The 22,112-nt window shown below is 54.8% G+C and carries 18 protein-coding genes; 5 read left to right on the top strand and 13 right to left on the bottom strand.

Annotated elements, in window-relative coordinates; genetic code table 11:
* The 4 genes from ENH71_RS04475 to ENH71_RS04460 are packed head-to-tail and all read left to right on the top strand — an operon-like array spanning nt 1 to nt 4,905.
* The gene (locus ENH71_RS04475) at nt 1-450 is read left to right on the top strand and encodes a MarR family winged helix-turn-helix transcriptional regulator (protein ID WP_294132005.1); all 450 of its coding nucleotides are present in this window, start codon (nt 1-3) and stop codon (nt 448-450) included.
* A 35-nt stretch (nt 451-485) separates the two neighbouring features.
* Nucleotides 486-1,520 carry an HlyD family secretion protein gene (locus tag ENH71_RS04470; RefSeq protein ID WP_294132003.1) on the top strand — a complete coding sequence of 345 codons (1,035 nt, stop codon included), beginning with the start codon at nt 486-488 and terminating at the stop codon, nt 1,518-1,520.
* An 18-nt stretch (nt 1,521-1,538) separates the two neighbouring features.
* Nucleotides 1,539-3,071, top strand: coding sequence for a DHA2 family efflux MFS transporter permease subunit (locus tag ENH71_RS04465; RefSeq protein WP_294132001.1), 1,533 nt, complete (start codon nt 1,539-1,541; stop codon nt 3,069-3,071).
* Between the two features lie 22 nt (nt 3,072-3,093).
* Entirely contained in the window at nt 3,094-4,905 is a 1,812-nt protein-coding gene (locus ENH71_RS04460; protein ID WP_294131999.1) for an MDR family MFS transporter, read from the top strand.
* Between the two features lie 70 nt (nt 4,906-4,975).
* Here the strand turns inward: ENH71_RS04460 and ENH71_RS04455 are convergent, their stop codons facing one another.
* Complete coding sequence (locus ENH71_RS04455) at nt 4,976-5,677, bottom strand: VIT1/CCC1 transporter family protein (protein WP_511059975.1); 702 nt, start codon at nt 5,675-5,677, stop codon at nt 4,976-4,978.
* A 271-nt stretch (nt 5,678-5,948) separates the two neighbouring features.
* Between ENH71_RS04455 and ENH71_RS04450 the strand changes: the two genes are divergently transcribed.
* The gene (locus tag ENH71_RS04450; RefSeq protein WP_294131994.1) at nt 5,949-9,074 is read left to right on the top strand and encodes a DUF748 domain-containing protein; all 3,126 of its coding nucleotides are present in this window, start codon (nt 5,949-5,951) and stop codon (nt 9,072-9,074) included.
* 15 nt (nt 9,075-9,089) lie between these two features.
* On the opposite strand, the gene ENH71_RS04445 is transcribed toward ENH71_RS04450, so the two are convergent.
* The 12 genes from ENH71_RS04445 to ENH71_RS04390 all read right to left on the bottom strand — a co-directional run bounded on the left by ENH71_RS04445 (nt 9,090) and on the right by ENH71_RS04390 (nt 22,021).
* Nucleotides 9,090-9,473 carry a VOC family protein gene (locus tag ENH71_RS04445; RefSeq protein WP_294131991.1) on the bottom strand — a complete coding sequence of 128 codons (384 nt, stop codon included), beginning with the start codon at nt 9,471-9,473 and terminating at the stop codon, nt 9,090-9,092.
* Nucleotides 9,474-9,567: 94 nt separating this feature from the next.
* Nucleotides 9,568-9,780 carry a helix-turn-helix transcriptional regulator gene (locus ENH71_RS04440; RefSeq protein WP_294131990.1) on the bottom strand — a complete coding sequence of 71 codons (213 nt, stop codon included), beginning with the start codon at nt 9,778-9,780 and terminating at the stop codon, nt 9,568-9,570.
* Nucleotides 9,764-10,168, bottom strand: a complete 405-nt coding sequence (locus ENH71_RS04435) for a hypothetical protein (protein ID WP_294131987.1) — start codon at nt 10,166-10,168, stop codon at nt 9,764-9,766. Before ENH71_RS04435 ends, ENH71_RS04440 begins: the two co-directional genes overlap by 17 nt.
* Before the next feature lie 225 nt (nt 10,169-10,393).
* A complete protein-coding gene (locus ENH71_RS04430; protein WP_294131985.1) occupies nt 10,394-11,290 on the bottom strand; it encodes a DMT family transporter in 897 nt (298 codons plus the stop codon).
* Entirely contained in the window at nt 11,287-11,664 is a 378-nt protein-coding gene (locus tag ENH71_RS04425; protein WP_294131982.1) for a YajD family HNH nuclease, read from the bottom strand. Before ENH71_RS04425 ends, ENH71_RS04430 begins: the two co-directional genes overlap by 4 nt.
* 43 nt (nt 11,665-11,707) lie before the next feature.
* A complete protein-coding gene (locus tag ENH71_RS04420; protein ID WP_294131980.1) occupies nt 11,708-12,451 on the bottom strand; it encodes a 3'-5' exonuclease in 744 nt (247 codons plus the stop codon).
* An 8-nt stretch (nt 12,452-12,459) separates the two neighbouring features.
* Nucleotides 12,460-14,325, bottom strand: a complete 1,866-nt coding sequence (locus ENH71_RS04415) for a putative nucleotidyltransferase substrate binding domain-containing protein (RefSeq protein ID WP_294131978.1) — start codon at nt 14,323-14,325, stop codon at nt 12,460-12,462.
* A gap of 2 nt (nt 14,326-14,327) precedes the next feature.
* Nucleotides 14,328-15,968, bottom strand: a complete 1,641-nt coding sequence (locus ENH71_RS04410; protein WP_294131976.1) for a BCCT family transporter — start codon at nt 15,966-15,968, stop codon at nt 14,328-14,330.
* 67 nt (nt 15,969-16,035) lie between these two features.
* Nucleotides 16,036-17,325, bottom strand: coding sequence for a porin family protein (locus tag ENH71_RS04405; protein WP_294131974.1), 1,290 nt, complete (start codon nt 17,323-17,325; stop codon nt 16,036-16,038).
* A 348-nt stretch (nt 17,326-17,673) separates the two neighbouring features.
* Entirely contained in the window at nt 17,674-18,792 is a 1,119-nt protein-coding gene (locus ENH71_RS04400; protein ID WP_294131972.1) for an App1 family protein phosphatidate phosphatase, read from the bottom strand.
* Between the two features lie 109 nt (nt 18,793-18,901).
* The gene (locus ENH71_RS04395; RefSeq protein ID WP_294131970.1) at nt 18,902-19,279 is read right to left on the bottom strand and encodes a hypothetical protein; all 378 of its coding nucleotides are present in this window, start codon (nt 19,277-19,279) and stop codon (nt 18,902-18,904) included.
* 210 nt (nt 19,280-19,489) lie between these two features.
* On the bottom strand, nt 19,490-22,021 hold the full coding sequence (locus ENH71_RS04390; protein WP_294131968.1) for a putative bifunctional diguanylate cyclase/phosphodiesterase: 2,532 nt from the start codon (nt 22,019-22,021) through the stop codon (nt 19,490-19,492).
* Nucleotides 22,022-22,112: the final 91 nt, after the last annotated feature.

Here is a 22,112-nt window from a genome sequence, read left to right as displayed (position 1 = left end):
ATGAATAAAAACTTCGATAAAAGCCTGGGTTTTGCCATACATGACGTTGCCCGCCTGTTGCGCGTCAGTTTTGATCGCCAGGCGTCGGGAACCGGACTGACCCGGGCGCAGTGGTCTGTGCTGGCGCATCTTCACCGCAACAATGGGGTGCAGCAGAAAACGCTCGCCTGCATGATGGACATTACGCCGATTACGCTGGCGCGCCATCTGGATCGTCTGGAAGTGGATGCCTGGATCGAGCGCCGTGACGACCCCGATGACCGCCGTGCTAAACGGGTGTATCTGAACCCCAAGGCCGGGCCGATGATGGCAACGCTGACGACCCTGGGGCAACGCGTTCGCGCTCAGGCGATGTCCGGCATCAGCCCGCAGGACGAGGAGAAATTTATGCAGGTCCTCCTGCAGATACGCGACAACCTCAGTGCCGCCAATAACGTTCGCGACACCTGAGTCAGTCGTCAAATACATTCCAAGAGACTATTTTCATGAGTGCCAATGTAGCCATTCGTAATCTGCTGTTGTTGATTCTGGGGCCGGCCGTCATCGCCGGTGTATCCCTGTGGGTCTACCTGCAGGGTGGCCGTTTTGTCAGTACCGACAATGCCTATATCAAAACCGACATTGTATCCGTCAGCAGTGAGATAACCGGACGTGTGGTGGAGGTAATGGCGCATGATAATGACCGGGTGAGCAAAGACCAATTGCTGTTCCGCCTTGACGACCAGCCCTACCGCATTGCCCTGGCCAAGGCTGAGGCGAATCTGGCCAATGTGCACGGCAGTATCGAGAGCGACAAGGCTGAATACCTCAGCGCCATGCTCGCCATCGACAATGCCAATACGGATCTGGAATTTCGTCGCAAGGAAATGGAACGTATACGCCGCCTGGTTGCAACCAGCGCTATATCCACTGCGCAATTCGACCAGGCCGAATACGCCTGGCGCAGCGCGCGCAATGCACTGGACAATCGCGTACAGGCGCTGCAAGCCTCCCGGGCCCGCCTGATCAATCCAGACCTGCCTGCAGAACAGCACCCACGTTACCTGCAGGCGCTCGCTGAACTGGAAAAAGCCAGACTCGATATCACGCACCTGGAAATCCGTGCGCCAGCTGATGGCATCGCCGTCAATGTCGCCGTGCACGCGGGTGAATATGTCATTGCCGGTTCCGCTCTCGTCAGCCTGGTCGACGACGCCAACATGTGGCTGGAAGCGAACTTCAAGGAAACTGACCTGACCTGGGTGCGCCCCGGCCAGGAAGTGAGCGTGCGCATAGATGCCTTTCCGGGACAAACCTGGCAGGCACACGTCGCCGGCGTCATGCCTGCCACCGGCTCCGAATTCTCCCTGTTACCCGCACAAAACAGCTCTGGCAACTGGATCAAGGTGGTGCAGCGCATCCGCGTCAATATCACCCTGGACAACTATAACCACGACCTTCCCTTGTCGGCAGGCATGAGCGCCGTGGTCGACATAGACACCGGACGCAGCCGCACTCTGCCCTGGATTGCAGCGAACTGAGCGCGGGAGTAAGACACGATGTCCAGCACAACAGCGGAAGCAAAGCCTACCGAAATAGCCTTTCGTGGCCTGATTACGCTTTCCATCATGCTGGCTACCATCATGCAGGTGCTGGACACCACGATCGCAAACGTGGCTCTGCCCCATATGCAGGGCAGCCTTACGGCCACCCAGGATCAGATCACCTGGGTGCTGACCTCCTACATCGTCGCCTCCGCCATCATGACTTTGCCCACCGCCTGGCTTGCCGGCCGCTTTGGCCGCAGGCGCGTCTTTCTGGTGGCCGTGGGCGGATTCACACTCAGCTCCGTGCTCTGTGGCATGGCTATGTCCATCGAGCAAATGGTGCTTTTCCGTATCCTGCAGGGCTGCTTTGGCGCGGCGCTGGTGCCGTTGGCTCAGGCCACGATGCTGGACATCAATCCGCGTGAGAATCATGGCAAGGCCATGGCGATGTGGGGTATGGGCGTGATGATCGGTCCCATTCTTGGACCCACATTGGGCGGCTGGCTTACCGAATCCTATAACTGGCGCTGGGTGTTTTACATCAATCTGCCACTGGGCATTATCGCATTTCTGGGCATGCTGTTTTTCATGCCCGATTCCGACCGCGTAAAACGTCCCTTCGATACCTTTGGCTTCCTGATGCTGACGGTTGTCATCGGCAGCGCCCAGTTATTGATGGACCGCGGCGAACACGCCGGCTGGTTTGACTCGCGCGAGATTCTGCTTTATTGCGCCCTGGCCGGTTCGGCACTGTGGATGTATGTCGTGCATTCGCTGCGCGCCGAACACCCCTTTTTGTCGCCTGCCATCTTCAAAGATCGCAATCTGATGACCAGCCTCGTGTTCATTTTCTTTATCGGCATCATTCTGCTCGCCACGATGGCCTTGTTACCACCCTATATGCAGAACCTGATGGGTTATCCTGTGCTGGATGTGGGAATCATCATGGCGCCACGTGGCATTGGCACCATGATAGCCATGATGATAGTGGGCAAAATCAGCAACCACGCCGACGCACGCGCGCTGATTCTGTTCGGCCTTGGCTGCACGGGCGCCTCGCTCTATGCCATGACCGGTTTCAGTACCTATGTGCCACCACACACGCTGGTGTGGACCGGCATGCTGCAGGGTTTCGGCCTGGGTTTTATCTTTGTGCCCCTGAGTACTGTGGCGTACGCAACCCTGCCTTCGCAATACCGCGCAGAAGGAGCCAGTGTCTTCAGTTTGAGTCGCAACCTGGGTAGCAGTGTGGGGATATCCATGGTGATGGCCGTGTTGAGCCGCAATATGGCTGCCAACCATGCCTATCTGACAGAAAACATTACCAGCGCCAGGCTCGGCATCGGTTTTAACCAGGTACCCCGCGCGGTGCTCGATAACGCAGGCGGCATGTTGCAGATGCTCGATGCTGAAGTCACGCGCCAGGCTGCCACCATCGCATACCTGAATGACTTTAAATTGATGATGTGGGTGGTACTGGCTGCCTCACCACTGGTTCTGCTATTGCGAAAGCGTGCTCCTGTCCCACCCCTTGTCCCGGCATAGATATTTCAAAAGGTGTTTTACTGTGAATGAACCCGACTCCAGCTCGACGATAACCGAGAAAGAAAAACGCACCACACTGATCGCGTTGTTGATTGTATTTCTGCTGGCTGCGCTCGACATGACAATCCTGTCAACGGCGATGCCGCGTATTGTTTCCGAACTTGATGGCCTGGAGTTGTACGCGTGGGTGACCACATCCTACATGCTCGCTGCCACGGTGCTGGTGCCGATCTACGGCAAACTTGGCGATTTGTACGGACGCAAGCGCATCCTGGTAATTGGCATCAGCATCTTCCTGTTCGGCTCAATGTTGTGTGGTATCAGCGGCGAATTTGGTACATTGCCATTGCTTGGCGACGGCATGCATCAACTGATCGTCTTCCGTGCCATTAAAGGCATAGGCGGTGCGGCCCTGTTCACCAGTGCCATTGGCATCATTGCGGATATTTATCCGCCACTGCAGCGGGCAAAATTCATGGGGCTGTTTGGCGCCATCTTCGGCATCGCCAGCATTGTTGGTCCTGCTCTTGGCGGCTTTCTCACCGACTTTGCCACCGCCACCCTCTTCGGCCATGAAATCGCCGGCTGGCGCTGGGTGTTCTATGCCAACGTGCCACTTGGCATTCTCGCGCTGTGCATGATCATATTCAAGACGCCGCGCCTGAATCATGGCAACCGCGGCGCCATCGACTTTATGGGCGCCTTTCTCTTGCTGGTGGTGTTTATTCCGTTCTTGCTGGCGCTCACCTGGGGCGGCAATCAATATGCGTGGGGTTCTCCGGTATTGCTGAGCATGTTTGCCTTGAGCCTGATCTCACTGGCGCTTTTTGTGTTTGTCGAATCACGTGCGAAAGAAGCCATCATGCCGCTGAATCTGTTCCGTAGTCGCGTGTTTGTCATCACCAATCTCGCTTCATTCATGATCGGCATGGCGTTTCTCGGCGTCATTATGTTTATGCCGCTGTTCATGCAAGTGGTGCTGGGGGTCAATGCCACCAACAGCGGTTTCTCGATGTTCCCGCTAATGCTCGGCCTGATGTCGGGCAGTATTCTCAGCGGCCGCATGGTCTCACGCAGCGGTCACTACAAGTCCTATCTTGTCGGTGGTGCCTTCATTCTGCTGGTGGGTGTTTTCCTGCTCAGTGGCATCGGTCCGGAAACCTCACTGATCGACCTGGCGCTGCGCATGTTTGTCGTCGGCATCGGCCTGGGCCCGTCTCAAAGCCTGGTAAGTCTGGTTGTGCAAAGCGCATTCCCGCCTTCACAGATAGGCGTGGCAACAAGTTCCACGCAGTTCTTTCGCCAGATTGGCAATACCGTGGGCGTGGCCATTTTCGGCACATTGCTGACCCTGAATCTGACGGCGGAGTTGCCCAGGCAACTGCCCATGATGACGTCGGCTTCCGGTCAGGGTTTCGATATGAGTCAGGCTCAGAACAGTGTCATGAACCCCGGCGCATTGCAGACGCGGGTGCAGGATTCCTTCGACGAGATGATTGTCACTATCGAGCACGCCTATCAGGGCGACGAGGCCGCTATCGCACAGCTGCAACAGAGCCCTCTGGTGCCCGACGATATAAAGTCACAACTGCCCCACTCAGCGGCTGATGCCCTGCCTGCCTCCGCCATCGAGCAGCGTATTGATCTATTGCGTGCACTTTTCGCAGCGCGCGTTGAGCAGACGGTTAGCGATGTAGAGACGGGCGTCAAACTGGCTTTCTCCAACGCCATCACCTCGATGTTCCGTACCAGTTTGTGGATTATCCTGGCCGGCTTCCTGGTCAGCCTGGCAATTCCGGTGATTTCACTTAGCCGTGAAGTGAAGTCCTCTTAGCCTGCTGCAAGCGTCCGGCTGGCGACAGTCACGCACCAGACAGTATCGCGGGGTGCCAGATCACAGGTGCTCACAAGGCAACCCCGAACAGTGCGCCGACCCCGGCGGTCAGGGCCATTGCCAGTGCGCCCCAAAAAGTGACCCGGGAGGCAGCCACCATTACAGGGGCGCCGCCTGCTCTCGCTGCCAATGAGCCCAGTAACGCAAGGAACAAAAGAGAGCTGCCCGGAACAGCCCACATAAGCACGGGAGCCGGCAACAACACGACTACAAGTAAAGGCAGAGCCGCGCCAATCGAGAATGTACCTGCAGACGCAAACGCAGCCTGAGCCGGGCGAGCCGTCGATACGTCCGAGATGCCCAGTTCATCACGAGCATGCGCCCCAAGTGCGTCGTGCTTCATGAGTTGAGTTGCGACTGTGCTTGCCAGTTCATGATCCAAACCCCGCCTGACGTATATCTGCGCCAACTCCGCTTGCTCCTGTTCAGGAGCGTCAGCCAACTCCGCACGCTCTCTGGCAAGGTCCGCTCGCTCCGTATCGGATTGGGAGCTGACCGACACGTACTCTCCTGCTGCCATCGACATAGCGCCGGCAACAAGACCGGCAACACCTGCAACCAGCACAGCCCTGGAGTCCGCTCCTGCGGCCGCTACCCCCAGCACCAGACTGGCGGTGGATACAATTCCGTCATTTGCGCCAAGAACTGCGGCACGGAGCCAGCCAATACGTTCAGTCCTGTGTTTTTCGGCATGCCTCATAGGAAACTCCAATCAGAAAGGTAAGAGAAACGCCTGAGCCCGCGCTCTGGCGCTGACCCCGCGGCCACATTGACAATCATGCTCCAGTAGATAGCACTCTGACTGGCTCAGCAAGCCTCTTTGCTGGCGGCACGCTCTGTGTCTAACATCACACTGTATGCATTGTCATTACCTGCTGTTTGCATGAGAATCGGGTAAACCATATTCTAATTCACAATGGCTCACGGCCAGACGGGGCCATCCAGGCTACTCAGACGCCCCGGACCACCAAGGAGACAAGACCATGTTGGAACGCACGCGGCACAAGCTCAGCCCCAGGCGTCCGTGGCTCTGGCTACTGCTGACCTTGCTGTTATACACGCTGGCCGGGTTTGTCCTGGCACCCTGGCTGATCGAGCGGCAGCTGGTGAGCATGTCTACCGTGCGCGCAGACCTGACGACCACAGTCGACAATATTGACATCAATCCCTACACACTGACCTTCACCCTGGAAGGACTGGATGTCATCGACAGCGAGGCGGCGCCGCTGCTCGCGCTCGAGCGTGTATTTGTCAACTTCGAGCTTATCAGTGCAATTCGCCGGGCCTGGAGCTTCGATGAGTTCCACATCATCGGCCTGAATGTGGCGCTGGAGCGCTACAGCGATGGTGGCACCAATGTCGGCGCAGTCGCCGAGCGCTGGATGGCGACGGCAGCTCCGCAGGAGGAAGCCCCTGAGCCGCCGCAGGAAGGAGAGCCGGTACGCCTGGTTATTGCCGATCTGGTGGTGGCGTCAGCCTCTTTATCACTGGTGGATAACGTCCCCGAAGAGCGCTTTGAAGCCCGGGTGGATGCACTCGAGCTTGATGTTCAGAACCTGAGCACCCTGCCGGACGACACCGCAGGTCAGGGCCTGACGGTGACCATGGGTAATGGCGCGGTACTCAACTGGACGGGCACCTCATCGCTTTATCCACTGCACTCCGAAGGTCGCGTCACGCTTCAGGGGGCTTATCCTGGCCTGGCCTTTGAGTATTTCCGCAGCCAGCTGCCATTCGACATGAGCGGTGGCGAGATCGACGCAGCGCTGGATTATCGTGTCGGAACCGATGCGGACGGGTCGCTGTCAGCAGACATCACTGACATCCAGTTCAGTATGCTGGATACCCTGCTGTCGGACGGTGACAGTGGTGAGCGCCTGGTCAGTCTGCCCGAAATCAGCCTGGAAAACGGCGAACTGCACTGGCCCGCCAATACTGTCAGCCTGGACGTCGTGCGCCTGCGCGGGTCCGAGTTTCAGGCGGTTCGGGCACCGGATGGCACCATCAACTTCGTGGCCCTGATGCAGGCCATGCCAGCGCCGCAGGCGAGCGCGGCCAGTCAAACCGGTCAGGCCAGTCAAACCGCTCAGGAGAGCCAAGAGAGCCAAGAGAGCCCGACGGAAACTGAGGCCAGCGATGCCGACGATGCAACCGATCCCTGGCAGATCAGCGTGGCAGAACTTGCGCTGGAGGACTGGTTGCTGGCGTTCAACGACCGGGTGCCGGAACAGAACGTTACCGCCGAACTGGGCCTGAACGCCACGCTGGTGGATATCAGCAGTATGCCAGATGCGCAGATGCAACTGGATTCCAGCGTGACTGTCGCCAGCGGCGGCGCACTATCGCTGACCGGCACACTGGTGGCCCTGCCGCAGTTGCAGTTCGATGGTGAGATCGGGCTGCAGGACCTTGAGCTGGCTGTGTTGCAGCCTTACATAGACCCGTTCGCCCGGGTCTCCCTTGATCAGGGGCGCGTGGGGATGGATGGCACCATCGCCGTGACCGCCAACAGTCAACGCTATCGAGGCAATATGCTGCTCAGTGACCTGGCACTGACCGACCGGATCGAGAGCGAAAGGCTGTTCAGTCTCGACAGTCTGCAGGTTAATGGCATCGTGCTGGAGCAACGTGATGAGCCCAGCCTGAATGTGGACGAAATCCGCATCGTTTCGCCCTATGCCAGGGTGGAGATTCGGGAGGATGGCACTACCAACATCGGCAGTGTACTGATCTCTTCGGGCGAGAATGACAGCGAAACGGGCAGCGAGCAAGAGCAGGAGTCGGGCACAAACACCGGTGATGACAGTACCGGCACAGCCACGCAGTTGATGGCACTGCTGCTGGATCGTATGGTCATTGATTCGGCGCGTGTCGACTTTGCCGACCGGTCCCTGCCGCTGCCGTTCGCGGTGTCCATGAGTAGCCTTGGGGGTGACATTTCTGCGCTGTCGACACGCTCAGAGCAACCGGCAGCTATCGACCTGGAAGGCCAGGTGGGTGAGTTCGGTGAGGTGAACATCAGTGGTGAATTGCGACCGTTTGCCTATACCGAAAACACGCAGGTGAACCTGGCGTTCCGCAATATCGACATGCCGACGATGTCTCCCTACGTCATCGATTTCGCTGGCCGCAGGATCGATGACGGCTCCCTGGACGTTGACCTGGATTACAACATTGAGGATGGGCGGATTGCCGGAGACAATGAGGTCATCATGCGCGACCTGGTACTTGGTGAACGGGTACCCCACCCCGGCGCCGCTGATCTGCCGCTGGACCTTGCCGTGGCGTTATTGCAGAACAGCAATGGTGTCATTAACCTGGGAGTGCCCGTGTCCGGTGATATCAACAACCCCCAGTTCGGTTTCGGGCAGGTTATCCGGCGAGCCCTGACCAGCGCTATCACCAGTATCGTGTCCTCGCCATTCCGCTTCCTGGCGGGCCTGGTTGGTTCCGAGGATGAGGACCTGGCGGTCATCGGCTTCGCAGCCGGCCGCAGCGACGTGTCCCCTGCCGAGCAACAGAAGCTGATCAAACTGGCTGACGCTCTGACGCAACGCCCCCAGCTGAAGTTGCAGGTACCGCCGGTGCTTTCAACGCAGGCCGATGAAAAAGCACTGGCGCAACGCTTGCTGGACCAGCAGATCGAAACGCGCATGAGTGCTTTACAGACGTCCGGAGCGGGCGACCTGACGGCGACCGGCAGGCGTGTGGCAGCGCTCGAGCAGATGCTGGTCGATGAAGGCATGGCCACCGAGGAATCGGCGGCAGATGCGCCGGACACAGGCGAGCCTGCCGCCGACAATGAGGGGCCGGTATCGCTGGGAACATTACGCTTGATGCACATGATCACTGCGACGGACAACGAGGATGCCAGCCTGGATGAGCTCGCTTATGCGGCCTCGCTGCGCACGCGCCTGCTGGAACAACAGGCAGTGCCCGCAGAAGAGCTGGACGCACTGGCAAGACAGCGGGCGCAGCAGGTGCTGGCAGTGATCACCGAGTCACGCGAGGCGCTGCAAGCCCAGGTTGAGGTAACGGAAATGATCGAAACCGACGTCAACGACGATGGCCAGGTTGTGATGACGCTGGAGGTCGAGATTGGTGGTTGATGGAGCCGCCGCTGTTTAACCGAGCGCACTGACCATAACGTAATAACCGTCAGGATCGCGCAAGGCAAACTCGGCGGTGCCGGTAGCTGGATTCAGCCCGGGTTCCTCTTCAAGTTCACTGACAAGGGCTCTGGCGCGGGTCAACGTGGCATCAAAATCATCGACGCGGAAAAAGAGCAGCAGACCATTACCCGGCTCAGCCCGGTCAGCACTGGTCAGAGTCGGGTGTTCGTGTGCACCCCATTGATGGAGGCAAAGCAGAACGGTACCGTCCGTGTCGAGAATTTGTCCGAAGTAGTTATGTGCCGGCGCCGACAGTGGTTGACCAAAAAGTGATTGGTACCAGGTGAAACTGCGTGCCACGTCAGCGACGGCGATGATGGTCCATGTGCGTTTCATAGGGGCTCCCAGGGGGGGCTATAGCGTGGATTCAATCATAGCGCGAAAATGACTACTGTAGTGAAGCACCTTCACATAACTACCAATGGGTGACTCACACTGCAGACGTAGATTTTTTCTCAGGAAAAAAAACGTCCTCAATGCGCATGCCAAATTGCTCCGCGATATCAAACGCCAATTGTAATGAGGGGTCATGTTTTCCTCTTTCAACCGCGTTTACCGCTTGTCGGGAAACACCAATTTCTTCTGCAAGGGATTGTTGTGACCAATCTCGTTCAGCACGCAGCACCTTAATTCGATTCTTCATGGTCTTTCCAAATCAACAGCGCCAGAATCAGTCCATGACCACCAAACACAACGGGAAGCACCAATGCCAAATTCACCGGAGGCATAACAAATTTCATGGCCAACATGCCATAGATAAAGGATGTAAAACAAATAATGCCTATCATCCACAAAAACGCTTCTCCCGTGAGCGCTTTCATGTACTCGTCCAGCGCTCGATAGCGCACCCGAAAAATCATAAAAGCCCAAATCAAAGGTAATACGGGCATGACTGTGACCGCAACTTTAGGCCAAACAGGCATGTCCAATAATTCCAAAGAAAAGGATTGCACCGCAATAAGTATCAGAAACAATAACATAGCGGCCATGAAGCGTTTCAGAAAAAATGCCTCCAAGTTAGATTTTTTCACAATATCACCCCAACAAATGACATATATACCTTACTTTATGTAAGGTTTATGTTACATATTGCTGGCATTGCATTGCCGTGTCAAGTAAACCTGACAGGATAAATGAGTGAACGGTCACTTTGATTGAGCAATAAAGAATGACGATGGCTAGAGCGGCGCCAGTAAACGCAGAATTTGCCAATATCAGTTATCAAAACGCAGGATTCGATACCGGAATACGTCTGATCAGGAAGTTAAATTGTAAACTGGTCGACCACCGCTGGAATAGACGCTCAGCGTGGTCACCGCGACCAGGATCAGCGCCATGCCAAGAATCTGCAGAGCGATCAGGTTTTCATTCAAAATCAGCACACCGAATAGTGACGCGGCTACCGGCTCAATCATTGCCACAATCGAGGCCACTGTGGGGACAGTGTAGTAGAGGCCGACAATATAAAGAATGAACGACAATCCCGCGCCAAGCACACCCAAACTCATGAACAGCGGCCAATCCGGCGTACTCAGGACGGCAACGATCTGGTTGATATCGGCCGGCCAGATAAGGAGGCAGACCAGTACCGCGAAGGCTATCACCAGAATCGCCTGCGGGCTGCCTTGCCGCGCGGCAAACTTGAAACCGAAAATGAATACCGCATAGCATAATCCCGCCAGCAATCCGGCGCCGATACCAATCGGCGTGATGCCACTGACGTCGACTTCGTATACGCGTGTCAGTAATACGATGCCAACAATCACCACACCGATCGCAGCCCATTTAAGCCGGGTGGGACTCTCGATCTTAAACCCGAAAGACAGAAGGTAAACAAATACCGGAGCACAGTACATCAGCGGCGCCGCAACCGAGACGCCGACCTTCGAGATGCTAAAGAAATACAGTGAAAAGTTCCCAGCAACGCCGACACCGGCAACCGCTGACCAGAACCATAATCTGCGGTTTGCGAATCCACTACCACGCGGGCGCAGTATCAACCAGACTAAGACAAACAGCAGCCCGATGGCGCCCCGATAGAAGGAAACCACGTATGGATCCCAGCCATCGGCAATGAGCATACCACCGATCCCGCCTGATACCCCCCAGAATAGAGCTGCCAGCGCCAGCAGCGCCGTGTTCACAATCGTCATGTGCCCTTCTTTTTGTCCAGGGCGTCTTTCAGACCCGCAAACGGATTGTAGGTGGCGGGCTTCACTTCGGTCTCGCCACGCGCGCCATAACGCACAAAGCTGTCAAATTTACTGTGCTCCTCGTCATGGCAGTAAATACATAACAACTCCCAATTGGAGCCATCCACCGGATTGTTGTCATGATTGTGATCGACATGATGCACCGTCAGCTCGCGCAGGTTGGCGCGGTCGAACTCGCGGGTGCAGCGCCCGCATACCCAGGGGTACAACTTCAGTGCCTGTTCGCGATAACCGGATTCACGTTTGGCAATATACTCGCGTTGAGCGGCGAGCACCTTTTCCAGCCTGCTATTTTTGCCGGTTTCCTGGTTCATCCTGTTCCCTCGCCTGGCCAAAGGCATAGGCTCTGCTCAAAAATCAGCACCACAATTCACTGACCGGGGTATCCATGCTAAACCTGTGGTTAATCTGTGCCTGCAACAATTCGGCGCAGGCAATAGCATCGGTCACCGCATGGTGCGGCCGGTAAGGCGGCAGGTTAAAACGATTTCGGCTGGCATCCAGCCGGATTGATACCTTTTGCCGCCCTCGCAGCTTATCCCACCAGCTGAGTGGTTTTGCCCGATACAGCCGGGCCTCCAGATCCAGGGTATCTATCACCGGAAACAGCAGACCGTCACCCAGCCGTGCCTGCAAAGCGGCATTCATAAACTCCCGCTCTATATACCGGTAATGTACCACGGCCACCTTGCCGGCCAACAGCGACAGAAATTCGGGCAATATCTGGCTAAGATCAGGCGCCGAGTCTATTTCAGAGTGCGTAATGCGGTGTACCGTAACCGAACTGTCAGTTAGCTTGAATCTCGGCTTTACCAGCCACTGGCGAGCGCGGGAGCTGTAGATGCAGCGCAGGTCAAAGGGCACCAGCCCGATGCTGACAATGCTATTGCTATCGGCGTCGAGGCCTGTCGTTTCGAAGTCGAGTGCGACAAATGATACCTGACTGACGGGGGTGCTGGCCGCCACCATACCGGCGCCATAAAAATGCTGTAACAACGAGTGTTCAACGCTGGCGGCCTGTTGCTGATAATAACGCTGCCAGTCAGTGATCGCGTTATCGTTTTGGGTCTTGTCAGCCTGGTTCGGGCCCAGATAGAGCATGATTGACCTCAGGCCTTAAAATGAAACTTGAGAAAACTCTGAGCGTTACTCAGAACCTGAAACGCTTCTTTCAAATGTTTGCGCTCAAATTCCGACAACTGTTCGGGCAGCACATTATTGTCAGGCTCACGACCCTGGCGCAGGACCTCGGCCTGATGCCGAATTCGTGTCAGAGCGATGACCTCAAAGGCATCTCGCAGATCCTCGCCGCGACCTTTGGGAAGCACTCCGGCATCAATAATGTCTTTTAAACGATTTAATGAATTGTTGGCATCAGAGCCAACTGCTAACGCATAAATCCGTATCAGGTCGGAAAACGGCGCAGTACCGCGGCGTTTGATGTTCAAGCTGTTATTCTGCTTGCCGTCCTGCTCCATCACAAAATCCTTAAAAAATCCCAACGGTGGCGTGCGTTGCAACGCGTTACGCGCCATGCTGGCCAGAAACAGGGGTTGGTGCCGCGCCTGTTTGCTCACCTGGGCTTGCAACTGTTCTGCCCACTGAGTCTGACCCCATACTCCATCAATATCAAAAAAGATTGAGCTGTGCAGTAAGCGCTCGGCCGTCGCCTGTTCCATCCAGGTTTTGAAATACTGCTGCCATACCCGCAACGGCTGACGCCATTGTGGATTTGTCGCCATCACCTTGCCAGTGCAATAGGTGTAGCCACAGGCTGCCAGACCATCACAGACAAAACTCGCCAGCTTTTCAAAGTAGCTACCATGCAGGGCCGGATCAAAGCGGTTGTCAAGTATCAGTGCATTATCCTGATCGGTAAAAATCAATTGCTCATCACGTGCCATCGACCCTAACGCCAGGAAACAATAAGGTACCGGTGCTGGTCCCAGCTCGGCTTCGGCAAGTTCCAGCAAGCGCTGTTTAAAACTGCGCCCGATCGCGGCCATGGCACTGCCAATCATTTGTGAATTGGCATCTTCGTTGACCATGCGCAAAAAACAGGCATGCACATCGGGCACCACGGACTGCAATTCAGCAACCGTTTGTTGACGAAAAATACTGCTCACCACATACAGACTGTTCTGCGACTCATAACGGATAATATCGGAAATGGCGATAATCCCCACCGTCTTGCCTCGCATCAGTACCGGCAGGTGGTGCAAGTTGTAGCGAAGCATCAACGCCATTGCTTCAAAAATATACCGTTGATGGTCAATGGTAGCCGGATCAGCCGACATGATGTCGGTCACCGGGATCTCTGAATCAAGGCCCGGCGCGATCAGCCGGGCTCTCATGTCCTTGTCAGTAATAATACCTGCCAGGGTGCCATCAGGGGCCGTTTCATCGCCATGATGAAGAATCAGGAGCGCGGACACATTTTGCTCACTCATCAGCTGTGCTGCCTGTCGGACACTGGCATGACTGCCAATACTGATCGGGACCCGACCTAACAGGGTACTGACAGTAGCGCCCAGTAAGTCAGCACTGGCCTGCTCCCTGGCTTTGCTGCTTTTACGCCGTTCCCTATAGCCGACCTCAACATAATCAGCGAAAAATTCACTTTCATCAAACAGCTGTAGAAACATCCTGTCGGGGATGAGGTAAATCAGGGTATCTTCCAGGGCGCTCGCCGGAAAACGAACCTTGCCGCCGCGAAGCAGACCTTGCTCGGCAAAAAATCCGCCTTCGCTGAGCCGGTTGTACAATTCACCGTTGCGTCGGAACGTTTCAACGGCGCCGCTACGGATCAGGTGAAACGCATGCAGTGGTTCGTTAAACCGAAGAATCTCGGAACCTGCCTTGAAATAGCCTATATCAATACTGCACGCCACCTGCTCTAACAGATCCGCAGGCAGCTCCCTGAACGGCGAATGCCGTTTCAGGAAATCCAGTATTTCAATCTGCTCTATCTCCATACTCAGGCCTGACTATATGAACGAGGCTCAGACATGAGCCCTTTCACCACCGCCACGCATGACGCCAGTAATACCAGAGTGAATGGCAAGCCGGTTGACACCGCCATTGCCTGCAATGCCACCAGGCCACCGCCCAGAATAAGCGCTATCGCCACCAGGCCCTCAAACGTACACCAGAACACCCGCTGCGGTGTCGGCGCATTAACTTTGCCGCCGGCCGCAATGGTATCAATTACCAAAGAACCCGAATCCGATGAGGTCACAAAAAACACAACCACCAGAATAATTGCCAGGAACGACGTAATCCCCGCCAGTGGCAAGGCATCCAGCATGATGAACAACTGCAGTGGCAGTACTGCTTCGGCAGCCGCCATGTAATTGTCTTGCACTATCTGACTGATCGCGGTTCCGCCAAATACCGTCATCCACAATACGCAAGCCAGCGATGGGATCAGCAATACTGAAACCAGAAATTCCCGCACTGTGCGTCCACGCGAGACCCTGGCGATGAACATGCCGACAAAAGGCGACCAGCTGATCCACCACGCCCAGTAAAATGCAGTCCAATCCTGAATAAAGGGACCGTCTTCCCGGCCTATGGGATTCGCGAGCGCCGGCAGGTATTGAAAATAGGCTCCAAGATTATCAAAAAAGCCGGTCAAAATGGCCAGCGTTGGACCAACAATAATGACGAACAGCAGCAGTAACGCTGCCATTGCCATATTTAGTTCAGACAAACGCTTTACCCCGGCGTCGAGACCAGCCAGCACAGACACGAGAGCAATCATGGTGATGCCGACAACCAGCAAAATTTGAGTTGTTATTCCCTCAGGCCAGCCAAACAGATAGTTCAGACCCGCACTGGCCTGTGAGGCACCAAGACCAAGCGACGTGGCCAGACCGAACAGGGTGGCAAGCACGGCAAGAATATCAATAATATGCCCCGGCCAGCCCCACACCCGTTCTCCCAGCAACGGATAAAACACCGATCGAATGGTCAGCGGCAAACCTTTATTGAAGGAAAACAGCGCCAACCCAAGTGCCAGTACGGCATAGATGGCCCACGGGTGCAGCCCCCAGTGATAAATTGTCGCCGCCATGCCGAGCCGTTCCGCCGCCAGTGCATCATCAGCGGCACCACCCAACGGGGCCGAGTCGATGCGTACACCATCAACAACAGTGGTTCCGGTTATAGCGCTGCTAAAATGTGACAGTGGCTCGGAGACACTAAAAAACATCAGCCCGATACCCATGCCCGCGGCAAACAACATGGAGAACCAGGCCGGATAACTAAAATCAGGTGTGGCGTCAGTACCACCCAACCGTACCTTGCCCAACGGGGAAACAATCAAACCCAGGCACAACAACACAAAAACGTTGGCAGCACTGATAAAGAACCAGCCCAGGTTACCGGTAAGCCAGTCGCGCATGCCACTAAAGACTGTGGAGGCCTGCGCCTGAAAAACCAGCGTGAGCAGAACAAACGCGATAATGGCAAGTCCGGAGATCGCAAACACCCGGTTGTGGATATCAAGACCAAAAGGCCCTACCGTCACCACAATATTGTCCTGCCCTACCTGGTAGTCAGTATCAATCGGGTTAACTTTACCGTCCGGGACCATTGGATCCTTTTTTGTTGTCATTGTTACAACCTTTAGGTCAGATCGACCTTTTTAATGCATGAATATCGGCGCAACGAGCGCCAAAAGATCAGAAGTAATAGCCAATATTTATATTGAATCTACGTTCTGTGTCATCACTGTTGCCACTGGCGCTGCCACCCACGAAGGGTTGATTTCTACCGTGCACCAGGTCAAAGTAAGTAAAAAAGCCACCCGCTGCCACTGACATGCCGGTAACATTCATCATGGTGTCGGCACTGCCGTCAGATTTGTCATACACCAGTCCGTAGTTATTATAAAATTGCAGGTCGGTTACCGGGCCCCATTCAACGGGCATGCTATACGCGAGGTTCACCGTCGCCGAAGTTGCCTCGGCGGCCATTGAGTCGTAAAAGGCATAAGCACCGACGGCAACACGGTCTACGCCGCTAATGTCATACTGATACTCACTGTACTGCAGTTGCAGGTTCCAGTTTTGATAGTGGCTGTTACTATGCACAGCCCACGCATGGTAATCGCCAGCGTCGCTCTGGCCGTCGTGCAGGCCGCCCGTTAACGCAGACACGCCCAGCTCGGTTTCCAACCCGTCCTGGCGCAGATGGTAACCGAAGCGCCCGCTAAACGTATTGTACTCCCCCAGAGCCTGCGCCGGCTCATCGTAGATACCCTCACCCTGCGAGCGGGAACCGACAATATCGTACGAATAACGATCGGCGCGGCTGTCGACATAGCCATCGACGCCCCCCAGCTCATCATTCTTGAAAAAACCGAGATCAAGCTGCCAGTTATCACTCATGCTACGTTTAAACAGCACACCCAGATCATGATCGTCTTCCAGACCCAGATAGTAATTTGTGCTGAAAAAATAGTTGTGCGAATTATAAGGCCAGTTGCCAAAGGGCACTTGCGTCATGCCGGCCTGAACCTGCCAGTCATCATTAAGCTGATAACCTGCATAGGCGTATTTAACGGCAGTCATGTAATCGAAAAAACGAATCTCAGCATTGAGTGATACGTCACCAACGCTGCCATACAAATTGAAACGGAAGATATCAAAATCAAAATCGCCGACACGATCCGTATTGCCATCATTGTAGGAGGTATGACTGTAGTTTGTTCTGATGGCACCGCCGAGCTCGATACCGTCCTGGCTGGTATCGTCATTTAGCGGCACCCGGTCGCGTGCTCGTTGCTCGCTCAGTTCGGCCTGGGAAGCTTCCTGCTCAGCCAACCGTGCTTCCAACGCAACAATTTGTTCTTTCAATTGAGCAAGCTGTTGTTTTATGTCATCGGTTTCAGTTGCAGTATCAGCGAACGAGGCTGGTGTAGCGATACACCCGACAGCCGCGATCAGGACAAGTCCGCATTTTGTGATCATAAATGCTCCTGAATTTAGTTTGAGTCTGGTGCCTGCCTAATCCAGACAGAGAATCTTGTTGCAGCAAACACCAGCAAATTTGTAGCGACATATCATTGCTCGAGGCAGCGCCATCCAATACACCATTGGTCACCCTACCGTTCAGGGCGGGTAACTGCAAGAGTAGCCAGCGCAGTGAATTTGTTTATCAACGGGCTTTCAGCCCCGGGTAACCCGAGAGCTGTTACCTTTGATGGCGGGCATCCTGTCCGCAGTGGCAGTGCTGATCATTGCCCTCACCTGTGCTCAGGGGCTGGTCACACACACTGCCATTAGGTTGAGCCCTTAAGTCGGCAGTTACATCCACGTCTAGTCATTTGACGCAGTCACTACGCGATTGCGCACAGCTGACACTGCAGCCTGAGAAATCAGTCCGAGCTTCGCCGCATGCTCTGCCAGTACCCGGTTGTCGTCGCTCAGAACCAGGTCGCAACGGCTATCACCGGCTTCCTCGGCCAGCTTCGCGATCGCACTGGAGCGCTCGGGGTTGCGACTGACATCGCGTATGTAGATGGCCAGTATGCGGCCGGGATACTCTCTCAGAATTCGGGTATACATCTCCGGATCATGTTGCCCGGAATCACCCACCAGCACGAAATTCATCGTATGATACAGCTCCATAACATGCCGAATGGCGTCCAGTTTATGGTCACGGGCCCGGCGTGGCAGCACACTGCCACGCTTCATACCCCACTCCCGCAGGATCAGAATGGGTCCATTGGGTATACGGTGCAGCCGAAACATTTCTACCAACACCTGGTAGATGCTCCAGGGGCCCCGGGAGACATAAACCAGCGTATTCCCCTGGTTGCCCTCAGGCCCTTCATGAAAGCCCCGGTAGAGCTCCGGAACGCCGTCAAAAACCACCCGGCTATCCGCCCCCTGGGCAAACAGGCGCCACATCATCTTGAAGAAATTGGCCACCCCGGTATGAACCACGGTGTCATCAACGTCGCTGATGACACCATACCCGGCACTGTGGGTAGGCGTGAAAAACTCACCAGTAGTGGTGGCACGCTCGTCGACAGGCTGATCCAGAGACAACTCCACCTCATGCCATTCTACGTCCGAGGGTATCTCGCCCAAGCTCATATCAAGCCGGAAGAAGCCATGGCGGTCAGTCTCGACAATTTCCGATGTGTCCTTGTAGCGAACTCTCACCCGGCCTCCTGCGACCGGCTTGCGCAACAGCCGCCGCACCAGGTCCAGCAGGTCACGGCGCAGCGAATCTTCTTTTATGCCCGCGCCGAAACCCGGCTGACGAAACACTCGGCCCATCAGGAATACCCGGTCGCGTGAGCCATAACCACGATACGGCTGGATGAAAAACCCTCCACGGCCATTATCGCCCTTTACCGGCGCTGCGAGTATGCGCAGCCCCCGGCGCAGGGTTGCTGGGTAGCGACGGAAGCGTTTGTGATTTGGCATTCATTGCTCCGTATTAGATTGACCGATATAGACCAGACATAAAAAAAGCTCCCGCAAACAAGCGAGAGCTTTTTAATACTAATCATCTGTAATTAATGGCGATACAATGTCAGTTAAGAGTATCGACTTCAACCTCTAAAAAGGTATTGCGCTGGAGTGTCTCAGAAGGTTCCAGATAAACCTCCATGGCTTCAACCCGGATACAGTCGCCAGGGGCCAGCATGGCCATTTTATCGTCAAATTCGATTCGCATCGGTGTCACCAGCGGGCTGTCTTTGGTGCACACCCTGACAACGCGATCGCTGTTGTAGGACACGACCTGTTTTCGGTCATCTTCAAAAAACAGGAATTCATCCGCGTCAGATTGCATACGTCCCCGATACTCCAGGTATGACTGCGTCAACGGCGGCTGTGCAGCCAGGGGCATGGCGAATGTGGCAGCCAAAAACGCCGCAAGCATCGATTTTACTGGAATGGTTGTACTCATATGACTACTCCTTTCCATCTGGATGTTTGTTACATCCATGAATTGCCAAGGCTGATATAAAAGTCAGTATGTCATCAGCCTTAATAATAGGGTAAAGGGCCTTAAAACGAATATCAAGGGTGTATGGACGACCAGTGCCGCATCGAAACCATCGTAAGTGCTGTGACTTTGGTCATCAGGGAGACGTTATCCAGGATAGACGCTATATCGTCAATCGGCAGAAGCAGACTGGTAGCTGGACTGCAGCTTTTCGAGGATGACTTCGGGTGGCTGGGGGTGGCTGAAAAAGTAGCCCTGGAATCCTGAGCAACCCAGACCTTGCAGGACCTGCCACTGCTCTTCGTGTTCGATGCCCTCCGCGATAACATCCAGTTTCAGCGCGTCTGCCAATGACAGAATGACTTTTACTATCGAATGGGTTTCCGGGTCGCTCAATAACGTGTTCACAAAACTTCTGTCTATTTTCAGTTCATCAATCGGAAGCTGTCGAATGTAGGATAAAGATGAATACCCGGTACCGAAGTCGTCCAGGGAAAAACGTACACCCATGGACCGAAGTCGACCCATTTGCTGAACACTGGCCTCTATACTTTCTGCAATGACACTTTCCGTCACTTCAAGCATCAATGCCGATGCTGGCAGCCCGGTTTCAGCCAGCGCCCTGGCTATTTTGTCGGGGAAATTACACATCGCCAACTGGCTCTGGCTGATATTCACCGACACGGTCCAGTCTTCGATGGAGAACTGCTCGCGCCAGCGACTCATTTGCCGGCAGGTTTTTATCAGTATCTGATCGCTCAGTGGCACGATCAGGTTCTTCTTTTCCGCCAGTCCGATAAAACTGATGGGGTTGAGTAGTCCGCGTTCCGGATGGTGCCACCGGGCCAGTGCTTCAAATCCGATAAACCGGCCGTCCCGATCCACCTTGGGCTGGAACCACGGGACGATTTCATTTTCTGCCGCCAGGGCCCTTTTCAGGTCTGCAGTGAGCTGATGCTCTTCAACCAGCTCTTTTTGCATGATGTTGTCAAAAAGACTGACATGATTTTTCCCCTTCTTTTTGGCGTCGTACATCGCAATATCGGCCATTCTCATCAACTCGCTGGCGCTGATGGAATCATCGTTGAACAGCACGAAGCCGAGACTCGTCGATATGGACGGGGCCTCGCCCAGAGTGGCGGTGGGCAGCGCAGCCGCTGCCAGAAGTTGCTCAGCCATGTGACTGACTTGTTCAAACGCTGCGTTGTAGTCCCGGTGACAGGTATTGATAACCACCAGGAATTCATCACCGCCCAATCTTGAGATCGAATGACGGTCTCCCAGGACGTTGGCAAATCGGTCAGAGATTTCAACCAACAATTGATCACCATCGCGATGACCAAGTGTATCGTTTATGGTCTTGAAATCGTCCAGGTCGGTCAACATCAAGGCGCCAAAATAGCCGCTCTCTGCGCATTTGTGCAGGCATCTCTCCAGTGTTAGGGCTATTTGACTGCGATTGGGCAGGTTGGTCAGCGGATCGAAGTATGCCAGGTGCTCGATCTCTTCCTTGTACTGCTGCTGTTGCGTTATATCCCTGACAATGGCAATAAAGCGGGCGGGCTCGTTCTCCATTTTGACGTACTGTATGGCGACATCCACTGGCAAGTCGTGGCCGTTTTTGTGGCGGTGAACTGTCTGAAAATTCAACCGGCGGATCTCACCATTCAGCAGAGGCGCTATCATCTGTCTGAATTCGGATTCGCTATAGAGCGGCTTCACATCGTAAGGGTGTAGTTCAAGAAGCTCGGTGGGGGTGTAGCCAAGCTGGTCAACCGCGCCTTGATTCACATAGAAAAACCGGAGTGTCTGAGCATCAAACATAAAAACACAATCCAGCGTACTGTCGAGTGTCATGCGGAAGCGCTTCAGGTCCAGTCTGATTTCTTCGCTTTCTGTAATGTCCTGCAATGCCGCGACTAGCAAGCGCTCAGACCCGACACGGGCTTCTGTAACGGCAATCTGCAGGGTAAAGCGCGTGCCGTCCGCCTTGAGACCCTGTACTGCGCGCATATTGCCCATGATTTTTCCTGGCGTTTTCCCTTCAGCATAGGCATGCATGTAGCCAGAGTGATGGTGTGCGACTTCCGGCGGCATGAGCCTGGTGATGGATTCACCGATCAATTCGTTTTCAGGGTACCCGAACATGTTTACCAATGCAGGGTTCACACTTTGAATACGCCCTTCAAGATCCGTCATGACAACCGCATCATAGAGGGTGTTAAGGATTGCGCGGTTGATATTGAAGCTATGTTCGATCGCTTGCTGGCTTTGATCTTCCAACACACCGGCGGAGATAAACTGTTCTGCCAGTTGGGCAATGCGCGGCAGCGCGTCATCTTTCAGATCATCGGTCTGTTCCGGCGTAACGCTAAGCGCAACCATTAGCCCCTGATGGTCTCCCTTACCATTGAATAAATTAACAATTCTAAGCGTCCTGGCTACCTTGAAGGTGGATCGGGAGGTCTCGCCGTTCAATACGGCTACAGTCTCCTGTAATTCAACCTTGATAAGCTCTCTCGATCTCCTGTCGATCAGTTCTCCGGCAGCTTGCAGATAGGATATGATTTCTGCTTTGTCGGCAGGTGTATGTATGACTGGCTCAAGCGACTCATCCAATACCAGGGCAAGCCACTTGTTGCTGCTGGTGCTGGCAGCAAGTTCAAATAGATCCGCTATGGCTTGCCTGACTTTATGATTCATACAACGCACTCTGTCCCTGGCTTTTTTCTTGTTACGTTAATGGCTGGCAACGGTTTTCGATCAACAAGTGCTTCGTAAAATGATAAATAGA

The organism is Pseudohongiella sp., assembly GCF_011050365.1.
Classification (GTDB): Bacteria; Pseudomonadota; Gammaproteobacteria; order Pseudomonadales; family Pseudohongiellaceae; genus Pseudohongiella.
This window is presented reverse-complemented; position numbering and strand designations above follow the sequence as displayed.